21 protein-coding genes are annotated in these 23,509 nt (G+C 64.9%); 6 read left to right on the top strand and 15 right to left on the bottom strand.

Going from position 1 to position 23,509, the window contains the following annotated elements; all coding sequences use genetic code 11:
• Positions 1-12: 12 nt before the first annotated feature.
• Both EN861_RS19960 and EN861_RS19955 read right to left on the bottom strand, forming a co-directional pair.
• Positions 13-1,365 (bottom strand): sigma-54 dependent transcriptional regulator, encoded by a 1,353-nt coding sequence (locus EN861_RS19960; protein WP_135865175.1) that lies wholly within the window; start codon positions 1,363-1,365, stop codon positions 13-15.
• A complete protein-coding gene (locus EN861_RS19955) occupies positions 1,362-3,179 on the bottom strand; it encodes a sensor histidine kinase (protein WP_127870669.1) in 1,818 nt (605 codons plus the stop codon). The genes EN861_RS19960 and EN861_RS19955 overlap by 4 nt, the downstream gene beginning before the upstream one ends.
• Before the next feature lie 312 nt (positions 3,180-3,491).
• On the opposite strand from EN861_RS19955, the gene EN861_RS19950 reads away from it, so the two are divergent.
• Positions 3,492-4,820, top strand: a complete 1,329-nt coding sequence (locus EN861_RS19950) for a dicarboxylate/amino acid:cation symporter (RefSeq protein ID WP_127280707.1) — start codon at positions 3,492-3,494, stop codon at positions 4,818-4,820.
• A gap of 173 nt (positions 4,821-4,993) precedes the next feature.
• Here EN861_RS19950 and EN861_RS19945 read toward each other — a convergent pair whose 3' ends face one another.
• From EN861_RS19945 to EN861_RS19890, 12 genes are all read right to left on the bottom strand, one after another.
• The gene (locus tag EN861_RS19945; RefSeq protein ID WP_135865173.1) at positions 4,994-6,016 is read right to left on the bottom strand and encodes an ROK family protein; all 1,023 of its coding nucleotides are present in this window, start codon (positions 6,014-6,016) and stop codon (positions 4,994-4,996) included.
• Entirely contained in the window at positions 6,013-6,735 is a 723-nt protein-coding gene (locus tag EN861_RS19940) for a ribulose-phosphate 3-epimerase (protein ID WP_127281284.1), read from the bottom strand. Before EN861_RS19940 ends, EN861_RS19945 begins: the two co-directional genes overlap by 4 nt.
• A complete protein-coding gene (locus EN861_RS19935; protein ID WP_135865171.1) occupies positions 6,732-7,562 on the bottom strand; it encodes an alpha/beta hydrolase in 831 nt (276 codons plus the stop codon). Before EN861_RS19935 ends, EN861_RS19940 begins: the two co-directional genes overlap by 4 nt.
• Positions 7,562-8,380, bottom strand: a complete 819-nt coding sequence (locus EN861_RS19930; protein WP_135865170.1) for a sugar phosphate isomerase/epimerase — start codon at positions 8,378-8,380, stop codon at positions 7,562-7,564. Before EN861_RS19930 ends, EN861_RS19935 begins: the two co-directional genes overlap by 1 nt.
• The gene (locus tag EN861_RS19925; RefSeq protein ID WP_135865168.1) at positions 8,380-9,456 is read right to left on the bottom strand and encodes a Gfo/Idh/MocA family oxidoreductase; all 1,077 of its coding nucleotides are present in this window, start codon (positions 9,454-9,456) and stop codon (positions 8,380-8,382) included. The genes EN861_RS19930 and EN861_RS19925 overlap by 1 nt, the downstream gene beginning before the upstream one ends.
• Positions 9,457-9,460: 4 nt before the next feature.
• Positions 9,461-10,282 carry a sugar phosphate isomerase/epimerase gene (locus EN861_RS19920; protein WP_135865166.1) on the bottom strand — a complete coding sequence of 274 codons (822 nt, stop codon included), beginning with the start codon at positions 10,280-10,282 and terminating at the stop codon, positions 9,461-9,463.
• A gap of 179 nt (positions 10,283-10,461) precedes the next feature.
• On the bottom strand, positions 10,462-11,304 hold the full coding sequence (locus EN861_RS19915) for a carbohydrate ABC transporter permease (RefSeq protein ID WP_127870598.1): 843 nt from the start codon (positions 11,302-11,304) through the stop codon (positions 10,462-10,464).
• Between the two features lie 5 nt (positions 11,305-11,309).
• Positions 11,310-12,206, bottom strand: coding sequence for a sugar ABC transporter permease (locus EN861_RS19910; RefSeq protein WP_135865165.1), 897 nt, complete (start codon positions 12,204-12,206; stop codon positions 11,310-11,312).
• A 138-nt stretch (positions 12,207-12,344) separates the two neighbouring features.
• Complete coding sequence (locus EN861_RS19905; protein ID WP_135865162.1) at positions 12,345-13,592, bottom strand: sugar ABC transporter substrate-binding protein; 1,248 nt, start codon at positions 13,590-13,592, stop codon at positions 12,345-12,347.
• Positions 13,593-13,703: 111 nt separating this feature from the next.
• Positions 13,704-14,849, bottom strand: coding sequence for an ABC transporter ATP-binding protein (locus tag EN861_RS19900; RefSeq protein WP_135865159.1), 1,146 nt, complete (start codon positions 14,847-14,849; stop codon positions 13,704-13,706).
• 56 nt (positions 14,850-14,905) lie between these two features.
• Positions 14,906-15,889 (bottom strand): PfkB family carbohydrate kinase, encoded by a 984-nt coding sequence (locus tag EN861_RS19895; RefSeq protein WP_135865157.1) that lies wholly within the window; start codon positions 15,887-15,889, stop codon positions 14,906-14,908.
• Between the two features lie 3 nt (positions 15,890-15,892).
• Positions 15,893-16,693 (bottom strand): class I fructose-bisphosphate aldolase, encoded by an 801-nt coding sequence (locus EN861_RS19890; protein WP_135865155.1) that lies wholly within the window; start codon positions 16,691-16,693, stop codon positions 15,893-15,895.
• Between the two features lie 162 nt (positions 16,694-16,855).
• On the opposite strand from EN861_RS19890, the gene EN861_RS19885 reads away from it, so the two are divergent.
• The 3 genes from EN861_RS19885 to EN861_RS19875 all read left to right on the top strand — a co-directional run bounded on the left by EN861_RS19885 (position 16,856) and on the right by EN861_RS19875 (position 20,006).
• Positions 16,856-17,617, top strand: a complete 762-nt coding sequence (locus EN861_RS19885; protein ID WP_135865408.1) for a DeoR/GlpR family DNA-binding transcription regulator — start codon at positions 16,856-16,858, stop codon at positions 17,615-17,617.
• Between the two features lie 268 nt (positions 17,618-17,885).
• Entirely contained in the window at positions 17,886-19,034 is a 1,149-nt protein-coding gene (locus tag EN861_RS19880; RefSeq protein ID WP_135865153.1) for a Gfo/Idh/MocA family oxidoreductase, read from the top strand.
• Positions 19,035-19,052: 18 nt separating this feature from the next.
• Positions 19,053-20,006 carry an alpha/beta hydrolase gene (locus EN861_RS19875; protein ID WP_135865151.1) on the top strand — a complete coding sequence of 318 codons (954 nt, stop codon included), beginning with the start codon at positions 19,053-19,055 and terminating at the stop codon, positions 20,004-20,006.
• Here EN861_RS19875 and EN861_RS19870 read toward each other — a convergent pair.
• Positions 19,994-21,028 (bottom strand): LacI family DNA-binding transcriptional regulator, encoded by a 1,035-nt coding sequence (locus tag EN861_RS19870; RefSeq protein ID WP_127870590.1) that lies wholly within the window; start codon positions 21,026-21,028, stop codon positions 19,994-19,996. The genes EN861_RS19875 and EN861_RS19870 overlap by 13 nt on opposite strands.
• A gap of 247 nt (positions 21,029-21,275) precedes the next feature.
• On the opposite strand from EN861_RS19870, the gene EN861_RS19865 reads away from it, so the two are divergent.
• Together EN861_RS19865 and EN861_RS19860 are read left to right on the top strand one after the other, a co-directional pair.
• The gene (locus EN861_RS19865) at positions 21,276-22,229 is read left to right on the top strand and encodes a sugar kinase (RefSeq protein WP_135865149.1); all 954 of its coding nucleotides are present in this window, start codon (positions 21,276-21,278) and stop codon (positions 22,227-22,229) included.
• The gene (locus EN861_RS19860) at positions 22,226-23,509 is read left to right on the top strand and encodes a D-tagatose-bisphosphate aldolase, class II, non-catalytic subunit (RefSeq protein ID WP_135865146.1); all 1,284 of its coding nucleotides are present in this window, start codon (positions 22,226-22,228) and stop codon (positions 23,507-23,509) included. The genes EN861_RS19865 and EN861_RS19860 overlap by 4 nt, the downstream gene beginning before the upstream one ends.

Below are 23,509 nucleotides of genomic sequence, written 5' to 3'. Positions count from 1 at the left end.
GGGTTGGAAGCATCAAGAGGGGCGGAAGTCGGATGCGGCGATGCCATAGCGCTTGAGCTTGTCGTAGAACGTCTTGCGCGGCACGCCGAGCGCGTCGATGGCGCCGCGCACGTCGCCGCCATGGTCGCGTAGCGCGTCGCGGATGAGCTGCGCCTCGTACTGCCCAACCCTTTCGGGCAGCGCGGCGGCAGGCCCCGGCCGCGCGGGGCTCGCGCCGGCCTCGTCATCGGGCCCAAGGCCGAGCGCGACACGATCGGCGAAATGCGCCAGTTCACGCACATTGCCCGGCCAGTCGTGCGACTGGAGATAATCGCTCACGGCGGCATTCACCTTGCCGACAGGCCGGCCGAAGCGTTCCGCGGCCTTGCCGAGGAAATGCCCGAACAGCATCGGGATATCGCCGCGCCGCTCGCGCAGGGGCGGGATGCGCAGCGTCACCACGTTGAGGCGGAAATAGAGGTCCTCGCGGAAATCGCCGCGTTGATCCGGCCGGCCGAGATCGACCTTGGTCGCCGCGACGACCCTGAGATCGAGGCGCCGTGTCTCGTTCGAGCCGAGGGGGGTGAGGCTGCGCGTTTCCAGCACCCGCAAGAGCTTGACCTGCAGGGCCGGCGGCATGGATTCGATCTCGTCGAGAAACAGCGTGCCGCCGCTGGAGTGCTCGACGCGGCCGATGCGTCGCCGCTGCGCGCCGGTGAACGCGCCGGCCTCGTGACCGAACAGTTCGCTCTCGATGACGGTCTCCGGCAGGGCGCCGCAGTTCAGCGCCACGAAGGGCTTTGCACGGCGCCTGCCCCATCTGTGCAGGAGGTCGGCCACCACTTCCTTGCCGGTTCCCGTCTCGCCTTCCACCAGCACGTCGACATCCATGTCGGCGATCTGGCGCAAGGTCTCGCGCAATCGGCGGATGGCGGGCGCCTCGCCGATCAACGGCATACCGTCGGCGGCAAGTGCCGCGGCTTCGCGCAGCCGCCGGTTTTCCATCACCAGCCGCCGCTTCTCCGATGCCCGTTTCAGCGCCTCGACCAAGCGCTCCGCCGCATAGGGTTTCGGGATGAAATCGTAGACGCCATCCTTGAGCGCGGCGACCGCAAGATCGACATCGCCATGCCCGGTAACCAGGATCACCGGCAAGTCGGCGTCAACTGCCTTGACGCGGTCGAAGAGCTGCAGACCGTTCATGCCGGGCATGCGGATGTCGCTGACCACCACGCCTTCGAAACTCTCGTCGACAACGCCGAGCGCCGCTTCGGCGGCCTTCAGCGCAATTACTGTGAAACCGGCAAGTTCGAGCAGTTGCGTGGTGGCATGCAGCAGGTCCGCATCGTCATCGACGAGCGCCACCAGCCCTGATTCCTCGGTCATTCGATCCGCCTCAAGTCGATGGTGAAGGATGCGCCGCCGGCGGTGTCGGGGTCGAGCCGCAGCGTGCCGCCCAATTCCTGGGCGATCTCTTGCGAGATCACCAGGCCGAGGCCAAGCCCCTTCTCCTTGGTGGTCTGGAACGGCATGAACAGATTTCCGGCGGCTTCCGGCCCGAGGCCGGGACCATTGTCGCGCACCGAAATCAGCACCCGGTCGTCACGTTCGGCGAGGTCGATCTCGATGCGGGGATCGGGCCGGTCCTTCATGGCGTCCAGCGCGTTCTGCAACAGGTTGACGAGGATCTGCTCCAGCCGGATGCGGCTCGCCATCACCAATGGCGAGGCGGTGCCGTGCGGCTTGACGATGGTGACGCCGGAATCGCGGATGCGGCCGGACAGAAGCGACAGCGCACCTTCGATCGCCTCGCGCACCGGCAGTGGCGATGCCGCAACGCCGGGCCGGCGGGCGAAACTGCGCAAGGTGCTGGTGATGGCGCCGATGCGTTCGGTCATCGAGACGATCGACGTCAGATTGCCGCTCGCCGGTTCGGTCTTGCCGGCGTCGAGAAAGCGGCCGGCATTCTCGGCATAGGTACGGATGGCGGCGACCGGCTGGTTGATTTCATGCGCGACGCCGGCGGCGATCTGGCCGAGGATGGAGAGCCTGTTGGCCTGGGCGAGATCGTCGCGGAGCCGGCGGACCTTGGCCTCGGCGTTTTCGCGCTCGGCGATTTCGCCGGCAAGCGCCGTATTCGATCGCGTCAATTCGGCCGTCCTTGTGCTGACCCGGCTCTCCAGCTCGATGTTCATGCGGGCCAGCGCCTCCTGCCGCAGCCGGCTTGTGCGGCGGCGCCGGGTGAGCACATAGGCAAGCAAGCCCGTCAACAACAGCCCGAGCAGCGTCGTCAGGCGCGCCGTGTTGGCGGCGGCGGTCAGGGCGGCATCGGCGGGCGTCAGCAACCATAGGCGCCAACCGGGGACGGCACCAGGCAAGTCCTGCACCACCTCGACGAACCGGCGCGATTTTCCAGCCTCCTCGATTGTCGCCAGGCCATCACCGGCGCCACGCCGTATCGGCAGCGGTTCGAAGGCTGCGTCCAACTGAAGCTGGGCATGCGCGGCGGCTGCATCCGCGGCGGAGAGCGGCGCCAGCGCATGGAACCGCCAGTCGGGCTGGCTGGTGGCCAGAACGACTCCGCGTTCGTCGGTGACGAAAACGCGAAAGCCGCTTGCGCGCCAATTGGCTTCGACACCGCCGAGTTCGACCTTCAGGACCGCGACGCCAAGCGGTTTGCCGGCATCGTCGACACGGCCGGCGAGGTAGAGTCCCGGCTTGCCGCTGATCGTGCCGAGGCCGTACTGACTGGCAGCGCCCTTGGCCATCGCATCGGTGAAATAGTGGCGAAAATTATAGTCGATGCCGACAAAGCTGTCCGGCTGGCCGGCATTGCTGGCCGATATCGCGATGCCCGCAGTGTCGATGACATAGATGGCCGAGGCCAATGCATCGCCGGCTATCGCCTTCAGCTTGGCGTCGAGAGCCGTTTCCTCGACCTTCCCGGCGCGGCGCAGCGCATCGCGCACCGCATCGTCGCGCGCCAGCACCAGCGGCACGAGACGCTGCTTTTCGATTTCGCCGGTCAAGGTTCCCGCCGCCAGGGGCAAGGCGGCCAGTGCCCCATCGCGCAGCTCGCCGGCCGCCTGGCCCGCGGCGATGCGGCCGGCAATGGCAACCGCGCCGGCCAGCACCGCGAGCGCGATTGCCGCAAGCAGCCAACGCCCATCACGCAGGCGCGCTACCGCTTCGCGCAACAGGTCGCGGCCGGCAAACCCAGGGGTTTCGCTATCGATGCGCTGTCGCGGCGTCGGCCCTCTCCCTTCCCTGCACGGCTTTGGCCCCCAGTCTAATGCGAAATTCCGCCAGGGCAAACAAGACGTGTGCGGAAATCCGCACACGTCTCCGTCGAAAGCGGGGGCAGGAACGGCCGAAACCCGGGGATTCCGGCCTTCCTCCGATTTGGCACGGCGCTTGCAAAAGTTCTTCCAGCGGCGGGCAACCGGAGCGCCGCGATGGGAGAAGTCACGCAGGACGGCGCATGTCCGTCCCTTCCGGCCAGGGAGAGTTCGATGCATATCGCAGACCAATCCGCCGCGCCCGCCGCGCAGCGCAAGCCCCTCTATGCCCAGCTTTACGTCCAGGTGCTGGTGGCGATCACCGTCGGCATCCTGCTTGGCCACTACTATCCGTCGATCGGGGAGAGCATGAAGCCGCTCGGCGACGCCTTCATCAAGCTGGTCAAGATGATCATCGCGCCGGTCATCTTCCTGACGGTCGCAACCGGCATCGCCGGCATGAGCGACCTGCAGAAGGTCGGCCGCGTCGCCGGCAAGGCGATGCTTTACTTCCTCACCTTCTCGACGCTGGCGCTGATCATCGGCCTTGTCGTGGCCAATGTCGTGCAGCCGGGCGCCGGCTTCAACATCGACCCGGCGACGCTCGACGCGTCGACCGTCAACACCTACGCCGCCAAGGCACATGACCAGTCTGTCACCGGCTTCCTGATGAACATCATCCCCGGCACGATCGTCGGCGCCTTCGCCGATGGCGACATCCTGCAGGTGCTGTTCTTCTCGGTGCTGTTCGGCATCGCGCTGGCGCTGGTCGGCGACCGGGGTGCGCCGGTGCTCAACTTCCTGCAGGCACTGATGGCGCCGATGTTCAAGCTGGTCAGCGTGCTGATGAAGGCAGCCCCGATCGGCGCGTTCGGCGCCATGGCCTTCACCATCGGCAAATACGGCATCGGCTCGGTCATCAACCTCGCCATGCTGGTCGGCACTTTCTACGCGACCTCGTTCCTGTTCGTCTTCGTCGTGCTGGGTGCGGTCTGCCGCTACAACGGCTTCTCGATCCTGTCGCTCATCCGCTACATCAAGGAAGAGCTGCTGCTGGTGCTCGGAACATCGTCCTCGGAAGCCGCCCTGCCCTCGCTGATGGAGAAGATGGAAAAGGCCGGCGCCAAGCGCTCGGTGGTCGGGCTGGTCATCCCGACCGGCTATTCCTTCAATCTCGACGGCACCAACATCTACATGACGCTGGCGGCGCTGTTCATCGCCCAGGCGACGAACATCCATCTGTCGATATCGGATCAGATCCTGCTGCTGCTGGTGGCGATGCTATCCTCGAAGGGTGCCGCCGGCATCACCGGGGCCGGCTTCATTACCCTTGCCGCCACGCTTTCGGTGGTTCCCTCCGTGCCGGTCGCCGGCATGGCGCTGATCCTCGGCGTCGACCGCTTCATGTCGGAATGCCGGGCGCTGACCAACTTCGTCGGCAATGCGGTGGCCACGCTGGTCGTGGCGCGCTGGGAAGGCGAGCTCGACGAAGCCAAGCTGGCCCGGGCACTGGCTGGCACGGCCGACGACAGCCTGCCGGCGGACATCGTTCCCGCCGAGTGATCCACGGCTTCATGCCAAGGACCATGGCCGCAAGCACGCCGCTTGCGGCCATTTTCATGTGTCATCGCTGTCAGACGGCTTTGCGCGGGAGTGGCAGGGCCTTGCCATCGGCAGCGAAAAGATCGCAGCGCGACGGATCGGCTTGCCGCGAGACAGGGCCGCGCAGCTTGAGCTCAGCCATTGAAGTCCCTCCTCCTCTCCGGATATGTGCTTGGGCCGGCAGGCATGGGAGCCGCCAATGTGCCGCCATCGTCGAACAGGACGAGGCTGGCCGCGCCGACCAGTCCGGCGTGGCGGCCGAGCTGGGCCTGGACCACCGGCACGTCGCGATAGGCGCGCATGGCGCGCTGGCGGATGGTCGCCCCGATGACGGGTGCCATCAGGTCGAGGCCATTGGCGATGCCACCGCCGACGACCAGCACATCGGGCGAATAGAGATGCAACAGGTTGGTGAAGCCGACGCCCAGCCAGCGAGCTTCCTCCTCGAGCAGCGCCACAGCGAGGTCGTCCTGCAGCCGTGCCGCCTCGACCACGTGGCGGCCGGTCACCTCGGCGTTTGCCGAGAGGCGGCGCAGCGTCGAGCCGTCCAGGGGCGACGTCGCCGCGTTGGCGCGGCGGCCGAGCGCTGTACCCGAGGCAATGGCCTCGAAGCAGCCGACGACGCCGCACACGCAGCGCTCGCCTTCGTTGGTAATGGTCATGTGGCCGATCTCGGCGGCAAGGCCGCGGCGGCCGTGCAGGATGCGGCCGTCGGCAACGACACCGCCGCCGATCCCGGTCGAGACGGTGACGAAGACCAGCGAGCGAGCGCCGTGGCCGGCGCCGAAACGCCATTCGCCGAGCGCTGCCGCATTGGCGTCGTTCTCCAGCCGTACCGGCAGGCCGAGCCGGCGCTCGAGTATGTCGGCCAGCGGCACGTCCTGCCAGCCGGCCAGCGTCGGCGGTCCGACCGCGATGCCGGCGAGCGGATCGAGCGGACCCGGCGCGCCGACGCCGACGCCTAGGATCGACAGTGCCGGCGCCTCGGCATGGATGGTCGCGGCCAGCGCCTCGATCTGGCCGATCACCACGTCGGGGCCGGCCTGCGCCTGCGTCGGCACCGCCGCGAAGGCCAGGATCTTGCCGTCACGGTCGACCAAAGCGGCACGAAGCTCCGTGCCGCCAAGATCGATCGCGAGGGCGGCTTCGATGTTCATGCCGCGACCTTCAAACCATGCAGCCAGCCGATGCGGCCGGCGAGATCCTTGTCGCCGAAAGCGAGCGAACCCAGAACCACCGTCTCGGCGCCGGCGGCGCGCAGCAACGGCACGGTTTCGTGGCGGATGCCGCCGTCGGCGGCGAGCACCACCGCCGCCTCGCGGCCGGCCTTTCGCAGGATGGCGCGGGCCTCACCCAGCCTGTCACAGGCTTTCTCCGACAGGCCCTGGCCCTTGACGCCGATCGCGGTGCCGAGAAGCGTTACGAAAGCGACCTCGGATACGAAAGGCGTCACCGCCTCGACCGGGGTCTCCAGCCTCAGCACGACGCCGGCCTCGGCGCCGAGTTCGCGCGCCAGCCGCACCGCGCGCAGGCCCGCCTCGCCGTTCTCGGCATGGACGCTGATCATGTCGGCGCCGGCCTCGATGAACTGACGCGTCTGTTCTTCGACGATTGCCCCATCGACCATCAGATGGACATGGATGGGCTTGGCCGTCAGCGTGGCAATGCGGGCGACGAGATCGGGGAAAAACAGGAAGGACGGAGCGAAATGGCCGTCCGCGACGTCGATGTGGTGCAGATCGACATAGGGCTCGATGCGCTTCAAGTCGCTCTCGAAATTGGCCAGATTGGCCGACCATGACGAGAATTCGGCGACCAGACGGTCGCGCGGCAATGCGGCGATGGCGGCCGGGCCTGACAAAGGTTTCGAGATCATGACTGGTCCTGGTTGTTGAAATTTCTATCGAGGAAGCCGCCGATGGCGGCACGGATTTCGGCGAAGTGGCGGTCCTTGTCGGTGGCCTTCGGGCTCACCTCGGCGAAGGCTGCGTTCGGGATGGTTTGGGCGAGTTCGCGGGCGGTCGCCAGGGGATGGACGAGATCGATGCCGCTGCCGATAACGAGCGTGGGCATCGCAAGGCCGGCAGCTTCGGCCCGCGTCACGCCGGGTCCATCATTGGCGATCGCCTGCATCACCTCGGCAAAAACGGTTGCGTTTTCGCGCGCGAAGAAGCTGAGCAGCGAGGCGAGATTGTCCGGCGCCTCGTCTCGAAAGCGGGCAGCAGTCGCGGAGGAAGTGAAGGCCGCGCGTGCCTCGTCCACCGGAAGCCGGTTGATGAGTTGCGCCACTTCGACGTAAGGGCGCATGTTTTGCGGGGCCGCGTCGAAGGCCCAGGCGGGGCGCACCAGTACGAGGCCTGAGACGCGATCGGGATGCCGGGCCGCCAGGTGCAACGCAATCGCCGCTCCCATCGAGATGCCGCCGGCGACGAAACGCTCCATTCCGGCTGCGTCGGCCGCGTTCATTACATCATCGGCGAACATCGCGATCGAGAACGGACGCTTGCTGCCGGCACTGGCGCCGCCTTGCGCGCGGCATTCGACGGTCAGCCGGCGGCGCGACGGGCTGTCGGGAAAGTTCAAAGCCACCTGGGCGGCATCGCCGCCGAGCCCGTGCTGGGAGACGATGGGAAGGCCCTGCCCCGTATCGAAGACGCGGAGCGCTGCATCGTCGCGCAGCATGATCGTCGGCGCCGCGCCCATCAGAGCAACCCTCGCAGGAAGGCGGCGACGCCGGCAGCCTCGTCGGCGGACAAGCCGTGCGTGACGAGCGCGCCATCGAAACCCACGCCCTTCAGCCGCGCGACGAAATCCGGGAAGTCGACAACGCCTTGCCCCGCGGTGGCAAAGCGGCCGTCACCGTGCCGGTCCTTGGCATGCGCCATGGCGATGTGGCCGGCGGCCTGGTCGATCGCGGCGGCGACGATGGCGCGGGCCCCGTCGGGTGTCGCGTGCTCGAACAGGTTCGCCGGATCGAGCACGATCTTCAGATGCTTCGAGCCCATCTCGGCGATCAGGCGCCTTGCATCGCTTGCCGACGTGACGATGTTGGCCTGTTCGGGCTCGATGCCGAGATCGACGCCGGCGCGTTCGGCCAACGCCAACGCCTTCTCCATCTCGGCGGCCATGTCGGTCCAAGCCGCCGGCGCGGCGTTGTCGGGATGATAGGCCCACTGGTCGGCGGTATTGCGCGAGCCGGTGCAGAGCGTGACCAGCGGAATGCCGAGGGCGGCGGCGGCGGCGATGACCACGGCCAGGCGCTTGAGTCCATCATCGCGTACCGCCTTGTCGGGATGCGCCATGTTGTAGGTGCCCGAGAGCGCCGCCAACGAAACGGCAGACGATCGCGCGGCCGCGCGGATGGCGGCGACGGCATCCGCCGGCACGGTATCCGGCATCGACGGCAGGCCGGCGCAGGCGAGGTTGAACTGCGTCGTCTCGTATCCGGCCTTCTTCACCGCGGCCAGCACGGCGGCCGGGTCAATGCCGGGAAAAGTCTTGGCGAAGATGCCGAGGCGCATCAGACGGCACCCGAAACCGAGGCGAGCTCAACCCGTTCGCCGGTCTCGACAGAGCGGGCAATGGCCACCATGGCGCGGATCGAGGCGATGCCGTCCTCGACATTGGCGCCGCGCATCGGCGCGCCAGTGAGCACGGTGTCGGCAAGGCCTTCGAGCTGGCGGCGGAAGAAATGGCCGTCGGCGCCGAGCGGTTTGCGCGAGGTCGCGTCCTTCTCATGGAAGATGTCCACCTCGCTGGCGCGGAAGTACCAGGGGTTGAAGGTCTTGGCGATGACCGAGCCATTCTCGCCATAGAGCTGGAAGCCCTCGTGCCAATCCATGCGCACGGCGACGGTCAGATCGAGATGGCCGAGCGCGCCGCTGGCGAATTCAGTCTCGACAAACCAGCAATAGGCGCCGAAGCGCTCGTTGAGGCGGGCGCGCACGGCGACGATGTCGCCACAGAGGAAGCGGGCCGTGTCGACCAGATGCGATCCGTGCGCCAGCATGAAATATTGCCTGAGATCGGCCTTGGGATTTCCCGCCGGCTTTTTCGCCAGCTTGCTGGTGACGGGCAGCGGCTGCACGGCATCGGTGTTGGTGTAGCGGTGGGTGGAATCGCAATACCAGGCCTTCAGCGCCAGCACCTCGCCCATCTCGTCGCGGACGAAGTCGCGCGCGGCCTCCAGCGCCGGGTCGAAGCGCTTCATGTGGCCGACCTGCAGCACCTTGCCGGAGCGCCTGACCGCCGCCGCCAGCGCCTCGCCTTCCTCCACCGAGGTGCCGATCGGCTTTTCGCAGAGAACATGCTTGCCGGCATCGAGCGCCTTGATCGACATCGGCACGTGATAGGCATCCGACGTGGCGACGATCACCGCTTCCAGCTCCGGATCGGCGAGCATCGCGTCATAGTCGGCATACATCTTCCGCGGTTCGTAGGTGGCGCCCATGCGGGCGAGCAGATCGGGCGCCGCGTCGCAGATAGCGTAGAGGTCGGCATTGCCGGCCTTGACGCAGGATTCCAGATGCGCGAACTGCGCGATCGGGCCGCAGCCGAGCACCCCGACCCTGAGGCGTCTGTCCTGTTTCTTGATCATCGTCTCAGGCCCCGTAGCCGCGCATCGTCTGGCGGTTGGTCTTCACCGCGCCGGCGGGATCGGCGGCGGCGGTGTCGGATTCTTCCTCCAGCACCAGCCAGCCGTTGAAGTTGGGCGCGGTACCGGCGATTTCGATGACTTTAGGTGTGTCGCAGACGCCTTCGCCCAACATCGCCCAGGTGCCGCTGGCGTCGACGTCCTTCAGATGGATGTAGCGGATGCGGTCGCGGTAGGTGGTGAGCGTGTCGGCCATGTCCTTGTGGCCGCGCAGGATGTGACCGGTGTCCGGCACCCAGCCGACCAGGTCGGGATCGAGCAAGGCAAAAATCGCGTCGTAGTCGGCGCGGTCGAACAGCAGCGTGTTGTGGTGCGAACTCGGATGCACCGCCACCTGGACGCCAGCCTTGCGGCCGAGCTCGCCGGCCTTGTTGTACACCTCGGCGGCAATAGCGAATTTGCCGTCGCGCGGCCCGTCGGAGACGAGGGTCGCCGAGCCCATCGACACTAGCGCGCCAGGAAAGGCGGCGACGAAGTCGATCCAGCGTTTGGCGGTTTCGAGATCGGTGCCGATCTGATCCTTCAGCGTGAAGCCGCTGCGTGAGCCGAAGGCGAAGGAGACGAGCGTCAGCCCAGACGACTTCAGGGCAGCGGCGAACTCGGCCGGCTTGCCGGCATAGCGGCCGATCATGGTGTCGGTGATCTCGATGCCTGCATAGCCGCCATCGGCGATCGCCTTCAACAGATCGTCGGGACCGCCGGTAAACCGGTCTCCCAGCATTTCCCAGGTGAAGGTCTGGCAGCCGACTTTGAGGTCTTTCACGTTCATCCTTTCATTCCTTGATACCGCTTACTCTTGATGCCGCCCCGCGATGATGTGGCGCTAGAAGAACAACACGAGTAGCGGAGCGGTGATGACGGACGAGGCCGCGGCGATATCGCCTGCCAGCAGACAAGGTCCAATCATCGATTGCAATACGCGGGTCAGTTCTTCTGGGGATGGACATCCTACTTGACCGAGCCCGCGGTCATGCCGGCGAGGAAGTACCTCTGGGCAACGAGGTAGATGAGCAAGAGCGGTAGCGAGCCGAGCACGCTCATCGCCATCATCTGGTTCCATTCGAAGGCGTGCTGCCCCATCAACAGCTGGATGCCGATCGGGACGGTGCGCATCGAGGTCGACTTGGTCAGCGTGAGCGCAAAGAGAAATTCGTTCCAGCACAGCAGGAAAGTGTAGACCGAGGTCGCCACGATACCGGGCAGCGAGATCGGGACGATCACCCGCCAGAGTGCGGTCCAACTGCTACCGCCGTCGACAGCCACCGCTTCATCGAGATCGCGGGGCAAGGTGTTCAGATATCCTGTCATCAAAAGGATCGCGTAGGGCAGCGTAAACACCAGGTAAGTCAGGATCAGCGCGACATAGGTGTCGAAGATGCCGTACGAGACGACAAGCCCGAAGAAAGGGATCAAAAGTGTGATCGGCGGGATCGTCTGCGTGCTGATGATGATTGTATTCAGGCTGCCCTTGCCGCGGAAGTTGAAGCGGCTGAACCCATAGGCCGCCAGCAAGGCGATCAGCACCGTCAGCACGGTCACCGCTCCCGCCACGAAGTAGCTGTTGAAGAAGAAGCGCAGCTTTACCGGGTCGCCAAGGATGGCGGCATACGCTTCCAGCGTGAAAGCCTTCGGCAGGATGGTTGGCGGCAGGGCAAAGATTTCGGTGTTCGACTTGAACGAGCTGCTCAGCATCCAGTAGATCGGGAAGGCCGCGAAGAACAGCCCTGCCGCAAGAGCGACATGCAGCGCGACGGTGATCAGCTTGTCTTTGCCAGAGTTTCGTTTCCTCATGGTGACTACCGAGCCTTCTGATAACGGATATAGAACAGCGTCAGGCCAAGCGAGATCAGCAGGATGACCACGGCGCTCGCCGACGCCTGTGACAGGTTGTAGCTCGAGAACGCCAGCTTGTAGGTGTAGGTGCTGAGGACCTCGGTCGCGTAGATCGGACCGCCGCCCGTGGTTATCCAGATCAACGGGAAGACCTGCATGGTCCAGATGAAATCGAGCAGCGAGATGCTGATGATGATCGGCATCAGCTGCGGGATGGTGATGAAGATCAGCTTCTGGTAGGCCTTCGCCCCATCGATATCGGCGGCCTCGTAGAAATCCTTGGGAATGCCTTGCAGGCCCGCGAGCAGGCTGACCATGAACAGCGGATAGCCCGCCCAGATGTTGGCGAAGGTGACGGCGTGCAGCGCGGTCTGCGGCGAGGAAAACCACTCGACCTTGGAACCGATGATGCCGATCTGCATGAGAATGCTGTTCACCACGCCATTCGGCTCGAGCAGCAGGCGCCAGATCACGGCGATGATCACCGCGGTGAACAGCCAGGGCAGTATGTAGAGCACCCGCAGAATATTGCGCAGCGTCGGATTGATGCGGTCGCTGTTCAGCATGAGGGCGAAGATCATGCCGATGGTCATGTGGAAAATGACGCTCATGCATGTGAAGTAAAGCGTATGCCAAAGCGACGCCCAGAACACCGGGTCGTCGAAGATCGCCTGGTAGTGCTTCAGTCCGGCAAAGGATGGGTCGCGGCGCAGCACGGCGCTGTTCTGGAACGAATAGGCAATCACCGTCACCATCGGCAACAGCATCAGAAGGCCGATGATGAGCAGCGAGGGCGACAGATAGAGGTAGGGTGCGACCGCTCGTTTCAGCTTGTGGTGGGAGCGCTTTTGCCGGGTCATGTGCCAACCTTGGGATACGCCTTCAAGAGAAGGTAAGCTTCAAAAACAGGTCCATCTCAAATTGCCGATCCGTTGTTGCCGGGTGGCCTGCCCGAAGCCAGGCCACCCGGTCGAAGATAGCAAAGGGGAACAGGCCGATCAGAATTTCGCCATCCAACCCTTCTGAGCAGCGGCTGCGGCTTGTTCCGGCGTTTGCTCGCCGGCAAGCATCTTCTGGGCTTGCACGTCGAACTGGGTCATCAGGTCTTCGGCCACCGGCAGGCCCGTGAACTCGTTGGTGAGATAGCCGGTCTTGAATATCTCGAAGGCCTTGCCGAAAGCCTTGTCGGACGTCACGAAGTCGGGTTTGGCGTTGACGTTGCCCGGGAAGGCGTTTGCAAGCGAGACCAGCTTGGCGTTCACCTTTTCGCTCATCAGATACTGGACGAGTTTCCAGGCCTCCTCCTGATGTTTCGAGGCGGCGGAGATGCCGATGCCCCAGGACGCATAGGGAAGGCCGCGCTTGCCGGTATAGTTTTCCACGACCGGGACCGGGATCAGGTCGAAGTTCAGCTTCGGATTGCGCTTGCGGATGAGGTTCACATGCGCGAGCGAGTCGATCATCATCCCGGCGCGGTCGTTGACGAATTCCTCGACCTTTTCCTGCTCGGTCTTGGTGGCGATGCCGGGCGAGATGGTGCCGGCGTCATTGAGCGATTTGACGAAGGAGAGCATATCGACCACCGGCTTGCCCTCGAGGGCGGGCTTGCCGTCCGCCATCATCGACTGGCCCGAAGCCCAGACCCACGACATCAGATCGTTCTGGACTCCGCCGGGAGACTGCAGCGACAGCGGCAGCACCCAGCCATACTGGTTCTTGTTGGCGTCGGTCATCTTCTTGGCGGCGTCGAGAAATTCCGCGCGGGTCGACGGCAGCTTGGTCACGCCGGCCTTGGCGGCGAGATCCAGATTGACGAAGACCGGATAGACGAAGGATGCCACCGGAAACATCACCGCCTTGCCGTCCACCTTGATGATATCGGCGACCTGGCCTTTGTCGAACTTGCTCGCATCCATCATCGGATTCATGTCGGCGAGCGCGTTCTGCGCATTCAGATTGTTCACCCAGGCACCGTCGAGACCGACAACGTCGCTGAGCGTTCCGGTCGCAGCACCAACCGAGATCTGGTCTCGCGTGGTCGCGTAGGGGCCGCTGACCAGCGTCACCTTTATGCCGGGGTTCGCGGCCTCGAACTCATCCATGATTGACCTGAGCGAGCCAGCCGGCAATTCGGGCTCCCACCATTGGGTGAATTCCAGCGTCGTGTCCGCCAGGGCGCCGGTTGCGCCGAGCAACCATGCGGCCGCGGCTATTTTCAGCATTGCGGGTTTAATACGAAACGTCATTTTCTCCTCCTTCTTTGGGGATCGACCGCACAATGCGGACGACCGTCTGGTTATTCAGAAGTCTTCTTACGCAGGCGCCTCACCCTCGCCTGCGGGCCTTGCCGCGGGTCTTCAGATCGCCAGATGCGTCTCGGGATCGAAGAAATGGAGCTTGGCGTCATCCAGGGCCAAGCGGATTTCCGAGCCGGCGCGGACCGTGCTGGCCGGTTCGAATCTCGCCACCGCGTTCGACGCCAGGCCGAAATCCTGCACCGCGTCCGGGTCGCCGGAGTCCACCCGGACCGCATCGATGTTGAGATGGACGATGTGTTCGGACCCGAGTTCTTCGATCGAGGTCACCTTTGCCGGTATGGTCTGATACTTGCGGCCCGATTCGAGGTTGCTGTCATAGAGATCCTCGGGTCGGATCCCGAACACGACCTTGCGCCCCGCATAGGACTTCAAGCCCGGCCTGCGGACGAAGGCCGCATCCTGCAAACGGATAGCCAAGGCGCCGGACGTCAGTTCGTCGCCCGTCAGGGTCGCCTCGAAAAGGTTCATCGAAGGAGACCCGATGAAGCCCGCAACGAAAGCGTTCACCGGCGATTCATAGAGCCTCTTGGGGGTGTCGACCTGCTGCAGCACGCCGCCTTTCAACACCGCGACCCTGTCCCCCATCGTCATCGCTTCGGTTTGATCGTGGGTCACGTATATGGTCGTTACGCCGAGCTGCTTTTGCAGGCTGGTGATTTCGGCGCGCATTTGCACGCGCAGTTTCGCGTCCAGATTGGAAAGCGGTTCGTCCATGAGAAAGGCGGCCGGCTCGCGCACCATGGCGCGGCCCATGGCAACCCGTTGACGCTGCCCGCCCGAAAGGTTCGCGGGCTTGCTATCCAGCAGCGACGTCAGTTGCAGGGTTTTGGCGATCTCGTCCACGCGCTTCTTGCGCTCGGCCTTGGACTTGCCTGCCAGACGCATCGAGAAGGCGATGTTTTCGAACACCGTCATATGCGGGTAAAGCGCGTAGCTCTGGAAGACCATCGCGATGTCGCGGTCCTTGGGCGGCATGTCGACGACGTCGATACCGCCGATCCGAAGGCTGCCGCTGGTGACGTCCTCCAATCCCGCGATCATCCGCAACGCGGTGGATTTGCCGCAACCGGACGGCCCGACGAGAATCAAGAACTCGCCGTCCTCGACCGACAGATTCAGCTGGTCGATCGCGTGAAAATTGTTGCCATAGGTCTTGCAGATATTCTCAAGAACGACTTCTGCCATCTTCCTCCCTCCACAAGTCCAAGCCACTGATTTTTATAATTATCCTCGGCTTGGGTTTACCTGCGAGATATCTCCTCGGATAGTTCGGGCTCTGTTGCGGTATCGAGCCGCGCATGCTCCAGTTCGACTGCCGACGGCGCGTTCGTCGATGCCAGGAGTGCCTTGACCTGATCGTCGGTCGGAAGCGCCTCACGCCCGCCCCGCCCCGTTATCGAAAGAGCCGCAGCAGCGGCCGCGAATGCGACCCGGCCCGCGGTGTCGGCGCCGCGCGTCAATGCAAGGGCGTAGGCGCCATGAAAGCAGTCGCCGGCGCCGGTCGAGTCGACGACTTCAACCCGGTGCGGAGGCAGGTGCCACAGCCCGGCTTCGTCGCGTCCGCGATAGTAGACGCCCCTGCCGCCATCCGTCAGAACCACGGCGGACCGCGACGGCAACCACAATGCATCGAGTATCTCGGCCGGCGATCGGCGGCCCGTGGCGGTCCGCGCAAAGCCGAGGGGAAGAATGAGATGGTCGCAGAGCGCGATCAGCCTCTCGGTGGCTGGGCCGCCGTTCCATTCGACATCGCCGAGGATCGCCAGGCCGAGACCCTGAGCCCGCGCCACGACATCCAGCGACCCGATCGCGTAACTATCGACGATCAGGACGGTCGCGCGGCTGAGGACCTCGTCCGGAAAATCCGGTGCGGTGCCCAGCATCGCTTCGTCGTCATAGGCGATGAACCGGTCCCCATCCGAACCGACCGTGATCCGTGAGCGCACCGGGCGCGCATCGGCGTGGCGCGGCGCGAACGCGGTTTCAACGCCGCTCGCAACGAGATCGCACAGCACGGCGTCGTCCACGGCACTGCCAAGCCATCCGATGAACCCGGCGCTTCCGTCGAGCCGCGCGACGGCGGCAAGCGCCGTCGCGACATTTCCGCCGAAAGTCCGGGCGCTTTGCAGAACCTTCCCCTTGCCCGCCGACAACGGCTGATCGACATAGACGATGTCGTCGATCGCGATCGCTCCGAAGCCGAGGATTGCAGGGACGGTGGGCATGGTTCAGGCACCCGCCTTCGCCAGGGCGTCCTGCGCCGAAAGGCCGTCATGGATGACGCCCCGGAAGGCAATGGCCGCCTTCTGCGGATCGCCATGCCCCCAGAGATTGCGGCCCACCACGGCACCGCGCGCGCCGGCACGGATGGCGTCCACCGTCTGCTGAAGGGCACCGAGCAGCGTATCGGTCTTCGGGCCGCCGGCGATGACAACCGGCACCGGGCAGGTCCGAACGGTCTCTCGAAACGACTCGAAATCGCCGGTGTAACCGATCTTGATCACGTCGACGCCGGACTCATAGCCGATGCGCGCCGCATAGGCGATCTCGTCTGGAGTGAAGACGATCTTTGCACCGTCGGTGAAATCGCGAGGGTAGATATGCGCCACCACGGGCATGCCGTAACGGGCCGCCGCGTTCACCGAGTCGGTCAGCCAGCGTATGTATTTGCCCTCGGTCGCGCCGCGCACCGGAATGGCCACGGCCAGCGCGTCGGCGCCAGCCCGCACCGCGTCCTCGGGCGTCGCAATCAGTTCGCTGATGCGATCGTCCGGGGTGAAGCAGCCGGCTTGGATCACCAGGGAAGCCTTGCCTGCGTATTGCGGCCACAGATGGCGCGCGGTGCCGGGCTGGATGCTGACGTAGTCGGGCTTACCTTCCATGACGCGAGCGAGCGCGCCCGGCAGGTCGGCGAGACCGCCTTTGCGCACGTCGCCATAGCCGACGAAGTGGTCCACCGCGCCGCCAAAAAGGTTCCCCGAAGGATGCGAGAAGAGGCGTGCGAGGCGCACCTTGGTTCCGAGACTCATGACTGCAAAATTCTCCAATCGGTTGATTTCAAAATCCCAAACGCAGTGTTTGCGAAAGAAATCACAAAATCAATCTTTCGAAAGCTTTCGAATTTGCGTATTTTGGGTATGACGAACCGAGGCCATGGCGATCGCCTGGCGCGTGGAGGCAAGGACGGGGCAATGTTGTCAGAGCAGAGACGCCAAGCGATCCTGGGCGAGGTGCAACGCAGCGGACAGGTTCGCATCAAGGACCTGTCCGACGATTTCGGCGTGTCGGAAGTCACGGTGCGATCCGACCTCGAAATACTGGACCGCAAGGGACTGCTGACCAAGACCCGTGGCGGTGCGGTGACCCGGACCACCGATTCGACCTCGGCGGCGTTCGCGCGGCGCATGCAAACCAACATCGAGGCAAAGAAACGCATCGCCCGGGCGGCGGTGGAACTGTTCGAGGACAACCAGTCGGTCATCTTCGACGGCGGCTCGACGTTGATGCAGGTTGCCATGCAGTTACCGCCGCTCAGCAATGTCGTGGTCGCGGCCACGGCGATGAATATCGTGCAGCATCTGATGCATCGGCCCGGGCTCGACGTTCACATGATCGGTGGCCGGGTCTATCCAGACACGGTGAGCACGCTGATCACCGATGCCGACACGGCTCTCGGCGGCTTGGTGGCGCATCAGGTCTTTGTCGGAGCGCATGCGATCGACTCCTCACTGGATGTGGTCGACGTGAATGAAGACATGGCGCGAACGAAGCGAAACCTGGTGCGCATGGCCCGGCGCGTGGTTCTGCTTGCGGATTCGAGCAAATGGGGCGTCAGCGGAACCTCCAAGGCTTTTTCGCTGTCGGGTGTCGATGTGGTGATCACCGACGATGGCCTGTCCGGCCCGATACGCAGCCAGCTCGATAGGGCCGTGGCCAAGGTGATCTATGCCTGAAGCCGTCGCGATCCCTGGTGGCGCGGCAAAAATCCAATGTGCGCCTGATCCACGGGATTCGCGTCGGCGCCCAGCCGATTTTTCATGCCTGTCATTTTCTCCTCCTACGGCTGGCAGCCTCCCGATATCGCGCCAGCATTTCCGCATGTTCTATAAAAATTTTACGCGCGTCAATATTTAAAATGTTGTATAGCGATTTCGAAAACGATCCGGCATCGTCGCGACGGATCTGGCAGACGCGTGACCGTATTGGGAGGCAGAACAGAAAATGCAGGCAAGCTCACAGGCCAAACTCGGCATCGGCGTCATCGGATGCGGCAACATATCGATGACCTATCTGCGCAACGCCGCAATGTTTGGCGGGGTCGAGCTTCGTGCCTGCGCCGACATCTCGGCCGAAATGGCGGCGCTGCGAGCCAAGGAATATGGCATCCGTGCCCTTGGCGTCGATGCGCTGCTGGCCGATCCCGAGATCGACCTCGTCCTCAACCTGACCATTCCGGCGGCGCATTTCGACATTTCGATTTCAGCCCTGTCGGCGGGAAAGCATGTCTTCACCGAAAAGCCGCTGGCGACGTCGGCCAATGACGGGCGCCGCCTGGTGGCGGAGGCGGCGAAGCGCGGCGTGCTGCTCGGCTCGGCTCCCGACACCTTCCTTGGTGCGGCCGGCCGCCGGGCGCGCCGTCTGATGGATGAGGGCGCGATCGGCCGCCCGGTCTGCGGCACCGCCTTCATGATGGGACGCGGCATGGAACACTGGCATCCCAACCCGCAATTCTACTACCAGCCTGGCGGCGGCCCGGTGTTCGACATGGGGCCCTACTACCTGACCATGCTGGTCAACCTGCTCGGTCCGGTAGCGCGCGTTATGGCGATGGCGACGAAGGGCCAGGAGGAACGTTTGATATCGGCCGAAGGGCCGTTCAAGAACACGACGTTCAAGGTCGGCGCCCCGACCAATGTGCTGTCGCTGCTCGAATTCCGCTCCGGCGCCACCGTCACCTTCGGCGCATCGTGGGACGTCTTCAGGCATTCCAACCATCCGATCGAACTGCACGGCACGGAAGGCTCGCTGCGCCTGCCCGACCCGGACACGTTCGGCGGCACCGTCTCGCTGTCCGAACGCGGCGCGGAGTGGAAGGATTTCGCCAGCGAAGGCGAACTCTACGGCGCCCGCAACTGGCCTTACGCAGCGCCCGACCGCGCCAATTACCGCATGCTCGGGGTCGCCGATCTCGCACGTTCGCTGAAGACAGGCGCGGCGCCGCGCGCGTCCGGCAATCTGGCGCTGCATGTGCTGGAGATCATGGAAGCGATCCTGCGGTCGGGCGAGACGAAAAGCTCGGTCGCCATTGCCGGTGACGTCGTCCAGCCGGCCCTGCTCGGCGAAGACGAGGCGCGCGACCTGCTCGCCTGACCTCCAATGGAGATCACGATGACACTTGATCCGGATGCACAGCGTGCCCTCGAAATCGGCCGGGCCGCCGGTGGCGAGCCGTTCGAGAATGGCAGCGTGGCGGCGGCGCGGGCCGCTTATATCGCTTCATTCCCGACCCAGCAGGGCGACCGCGAGCCGGTCGCGGCAACCGAACAACGGCAGGTCGACGGGCCGAACGACGGCCCGGTGACGGTCCGCATCCATCGCGGTATCGGCGCGCCGCGGACCGGGGCACGCGCCGTGCTCTATCTGCATGGCGGCGGCTGGGTCATCGGCAATCTCGATTCGCATGACGAGATCTGCCGCTGGCTGGCCAATCTCGGCAACGCGGTCGTCATCTGTCCCGACTACCGGCTGGCGCCGGAGCACAAATTTCCCGCCGGGCTCGAGGACTGCGCGGCAGTGCTGCGCTTCATGGCCGGGAATGCCGGAGACCTTGGCATCGACCCAGCCCGCATTGCCGTCGCCGGCGACAGTGCCGGCGGCAACCTTGCCGCCGTGCTGGCGCTGCTTGCCCGCGACGGACTGGCGCCGCCGCTTGCCGCCCAGATCCTGATCTATCCCAACACCGATGCCCGCCAGATCGCGGACAGCTACCGGCGTTTCGGCGACGGCTTCGGGCTCACCGCCGCCACCATGGCCTGGTTCCGCGACCGCTATGTGCGAACGCCTGACGACATCGCGGACTGGCGTGTTTCGCCGCTTCTGGCCTCCAGCCTTGCCGGCGCACCGTCGGCCTTCGTCGCGATCGCCGGCCAGGACATCCTTGCCGACGAAGGCACGGCCTATGCCGAGCGCCTGCGCGCCGACGGAGTGCCGCTGGTGTTGCGGCACTGGCCGGGCCAGATCCATGGCTTCGTCTCCATGGGCCGCCACATCCTGGCCGCGCGGCAAGCGGTGAGCGAGGCGGCGGCCTGGCTTCAACTGCAGACGCGTGCTCAGGCCGACTGACGCATCACCAGGGTCGCGCCGAGCTTGACGTTGCGCGCCATGTCGTGGCCGGGCGGATCGGCCTCGTCCAACAACGCCAGCAGGATCTCGACGCTGCGGCCAGCCATGGCAGCGAAGTCCTGCGCCATGGTGGTCAGCGCGGGACAGGTGTAGCGGCTCAGCGGATGATCATCGTGGGCGGCGACGCGAAAATCGCAATCGGCGCGGCGGCCGATCTTCAGCCCGCGCGAAAAGGCGGCCGACATGACGCCGAAGGCGAGACGGTCATTGGCGCAGAGCAGCGTGCGGGCCGGCAGGCCGCCTTTCTCGAGCGTCCTGTCCATCCATTCGTGACCGATGCGCTCGAAGTCCCAGCTGTAGTCGCCCGCCGCCTTGAGAACGGTGGGCTCCAGGCCTGCGGCGTGCATCGTGTCGACATAGCTCTGCAGACGTTCGCCCGAATTGTGGTTGACATGCGGAATGTCGACATAGACCGGCGGTTCGCCGGACCGGCAGAGATAATCGACGATCGTCGAGGTGCTCTGGTGATTGTCATTGCCGACGAACGGCGTGTCGCCTTCGATGTAAGTGTCGAAATAGACGATCGGGATGTCCTCGCTCATCCGCTCGAAGACGCCGGGTTCGGAGACCCGTCCCAAAGGAGCGACGATGGCGCCGGCAACCTTCAGCGACATCAGCGTCCTGACCGATTCCGCCTCCAGCTTCGGCGAACCGTGCGAGGAAATGACGATCGGCCAAAACCCTTCGTCGCGGCAGCGCAGTTCGATGCGGCTGACCATCTCGGCGTAGAACGGATCGGTGATCGTCGGCACGACGATGCCGACATTGCGGGTGCGCTTGCGGTTGAGATTGCGTGCAAAAACATTCGGCTGATAGTCCGAGGAACGAAGTGCGGCCTCGATGCGCGCCCGCGTCGCCGGCTTCACGCTGGCCGGATCGTCGAAATACTTCGACAGGGTCGGCCGCGACACGCCGGACGCCCTGGCGAAATCATCCATCGTCCGGTGGGTCTTCTCCGCCATCTATATTTAGCCCTTTACCTCAAAGCCGCCCTTCGCGCTCTGGCCAGAATCAGCCTTGCGACCGTCGCGATGAGGCAGCATTGCTTGACCGAACTTATTCAGTCAAATTTCCACGTTTCCAGTACAACGCAAAAGTATTGCGCACGTCAAATTATTTATTGACGCTCTGAAAACAACAACTTAGGTTTTGAACCGCACGGACATGGGGGGAGCGTACGGCAACCAGAGTCCGGCAGATGGTGAGGACATGAAGAAACTGGTTTGCGCCGGCGAGATCCTGGTCGAGATCATGGCCGAGCGGATCGGCCAGAGTTTTCGCGCCGCCGGCCCGCTGGTCGGCCCGTTTCCGTCAGGCGCTCCCGCCATCTTCATCGACCAGGCGGCGCGGCTCGGTCAGCCGGCGGGGCTGATCGCGGCAGTGGGCGACGACGATTTCGGCCATTTGAACATAGAGCGCTTGCGCGCCGACGGCGCCGACATCTCGGCCATCACCGTCCATCGGGGTGCCGCGACCGGAACCGCCTTCGTCACCTATGAGACCGATGGCAGCCGCCACTTCGTCTACAACATCAGGCAAAGCGCCGCCGGGCTGATCGAGATCGGCGTGGAAGCACGCGCGCTGCTCTCTGGCGCCGACCATTTTCACGTCATGGGCACATCGCTGTTCTCGCCCGAGGTGATCGAGGTCGCCCGCGAGGGGATCGAAGCCGTCAAGGCGCGCGGCGGCACGATCTCCTTCGACCCCAACATCCGCAAGGAGATGCTCGATCTGCCGGGCATGCGCGACGCCCTGCATTTCGTGCTCTCCAAGACCGATGTGTTCCTGCCGAGCGGGCCGGAACTCTTCACCTTCGCCGAGGCAACCGACGAGGAGAGCGCGGCGCGCGAAATGCTGGACCGCGGCATCTCCGCCGTGGTCGTCAAGAAGGGCGCGCAGGGCGCCGTTCACTACGACCGGTCGGGGCGCATCGCTTCACCCGGCTTCGTCGTCGAGGAAATCGACCCGACCGGCGCCGGAGATTGTTTTGCGGCGGCTTTCGTCTCCTTCTGGCTGCGTGGAGAAGCATCTAGGAGGGCGCTCGAGATCGCCAATGGCTGCGGCGCGCTGGCGGTGACGGAGAAGGGCCCGATGGAAGGCATCGCCTCGCTGGCCACTGTCGAGGCGTTCGTCGCGACCGCCAGGACCGGAGCACCGGCATGAGCCAGGCGACCGACAGGCTGGCCGCCATAGCAAAGCGTCGTACGGCCGGCGAGCGCGCCGGCATTGCCTCGATCTGCTCGGCCCATCCGTTGGTCATCGAAGCGGCGCTGCGCCACGGCAAGGCGCGCGGCGCCGATGTGCTGATCGAGGCCACCTGCAACCAGGTCAACCACGAAGGCGGCTATACCGGCATGACGCCGGGCGATTTCCGCCGCTTCGTCGAGACGATCGCCGGCAAGGCCGGGTTTCCCCTGGACAGGCTTGTGCTCGGTGGCGACCATCTCGGCCCCAATCCCTGGAAGCACCTGCCGGCGCCCGAGGCGATGGAAAAGGCAGCGCGCATGGTGGACGCCTATGCCGAGGCCGGCTTCACCAAGATCCACCTGGACGCCAGCATGGGCTGTGCCGGCGAAGGTGCCGCACCACCCGACGCGACGATCGCCGCGCGCGCCGCCGAACTGGCCGAGGTGGCGGAGGCCGCGGTTGAACGAACAGCCGGCGCCAAGCCTGTCTATGTGATCGGCACGGAAGTGCCGGTGCCGGGCGGTGCCCTGGAAGCGATGGACCATCTGGCTGTGACGACACCGGAAGCGGCTGGCGAGACGGTGCGCATCCACCAGCAGGCCTTCCACCAGCGTGGCCTCGACCATGCCTTCTCGCGGGCGATCGGCGTCGTCGTCCAGCCCGGCGTCGAATTCGGCAATGCCGAGGTCATCACCTACCGGCCCGAACGCGCCCAGGCGCTGGCCGGCACGCCGCGGGACCTGCCGCAATTCGTATTCGAGGCGCATTCGACCGACTACCAGCCTATCGCGGCGCTGAGCGCCTTGGTCGACGATGGCTTCGCCATCCTGAAAGTCGGACCTTGGCTGACCTTCGCGCTGCGCGAAGCGCTCTACGGTTTGAGCCACATCGCCGACATTCTTGCTCCCGACCCGGCTCGGGAAAGCCTGCCGGCGGCGATGGAGCGCGTCATGCTGGCGGCGCCCGGCAACTGGAAGAATTACTATCACGGCAGCGAGGCCGAGCAGCGGATCGAGCGGCATTTCTCCTACAGCGACCGTATCCGCTACTACTGGCCGGCGCAGGCGGCGCGGCAGGCAGTGGACGCGCTGATGCAGGCGCTGGGCGAGCGCGACATCCCCTCGCCGCTGATCAGCCAGTATCTCGGCCGCCTCGACGGCGCGGTAGCGAGCGGATCCGTCGCCCCAAAGGCCAGGGAACTCCTGATCGCAGCCGTGACGGATGTTCTCGACATCTACGCCAGCGCAACCGGCTGA

The sequence above is a fragment of the Mesorhizobium sp. M8A.F.Ca.ET.218.01.1.1 genome, assembly GCF_004791165.1.
In the GTDB taxonomy this organism is placed as follows: domain Bacteria; phylum Pseudomonadota; class Alphaproteobacteria; order Rhizobiales; family Rhizobiaceae; genus Mesorhizobium.
This window is presented reverse-complemented; position numbering and strand designations above follow the sequence as displayed.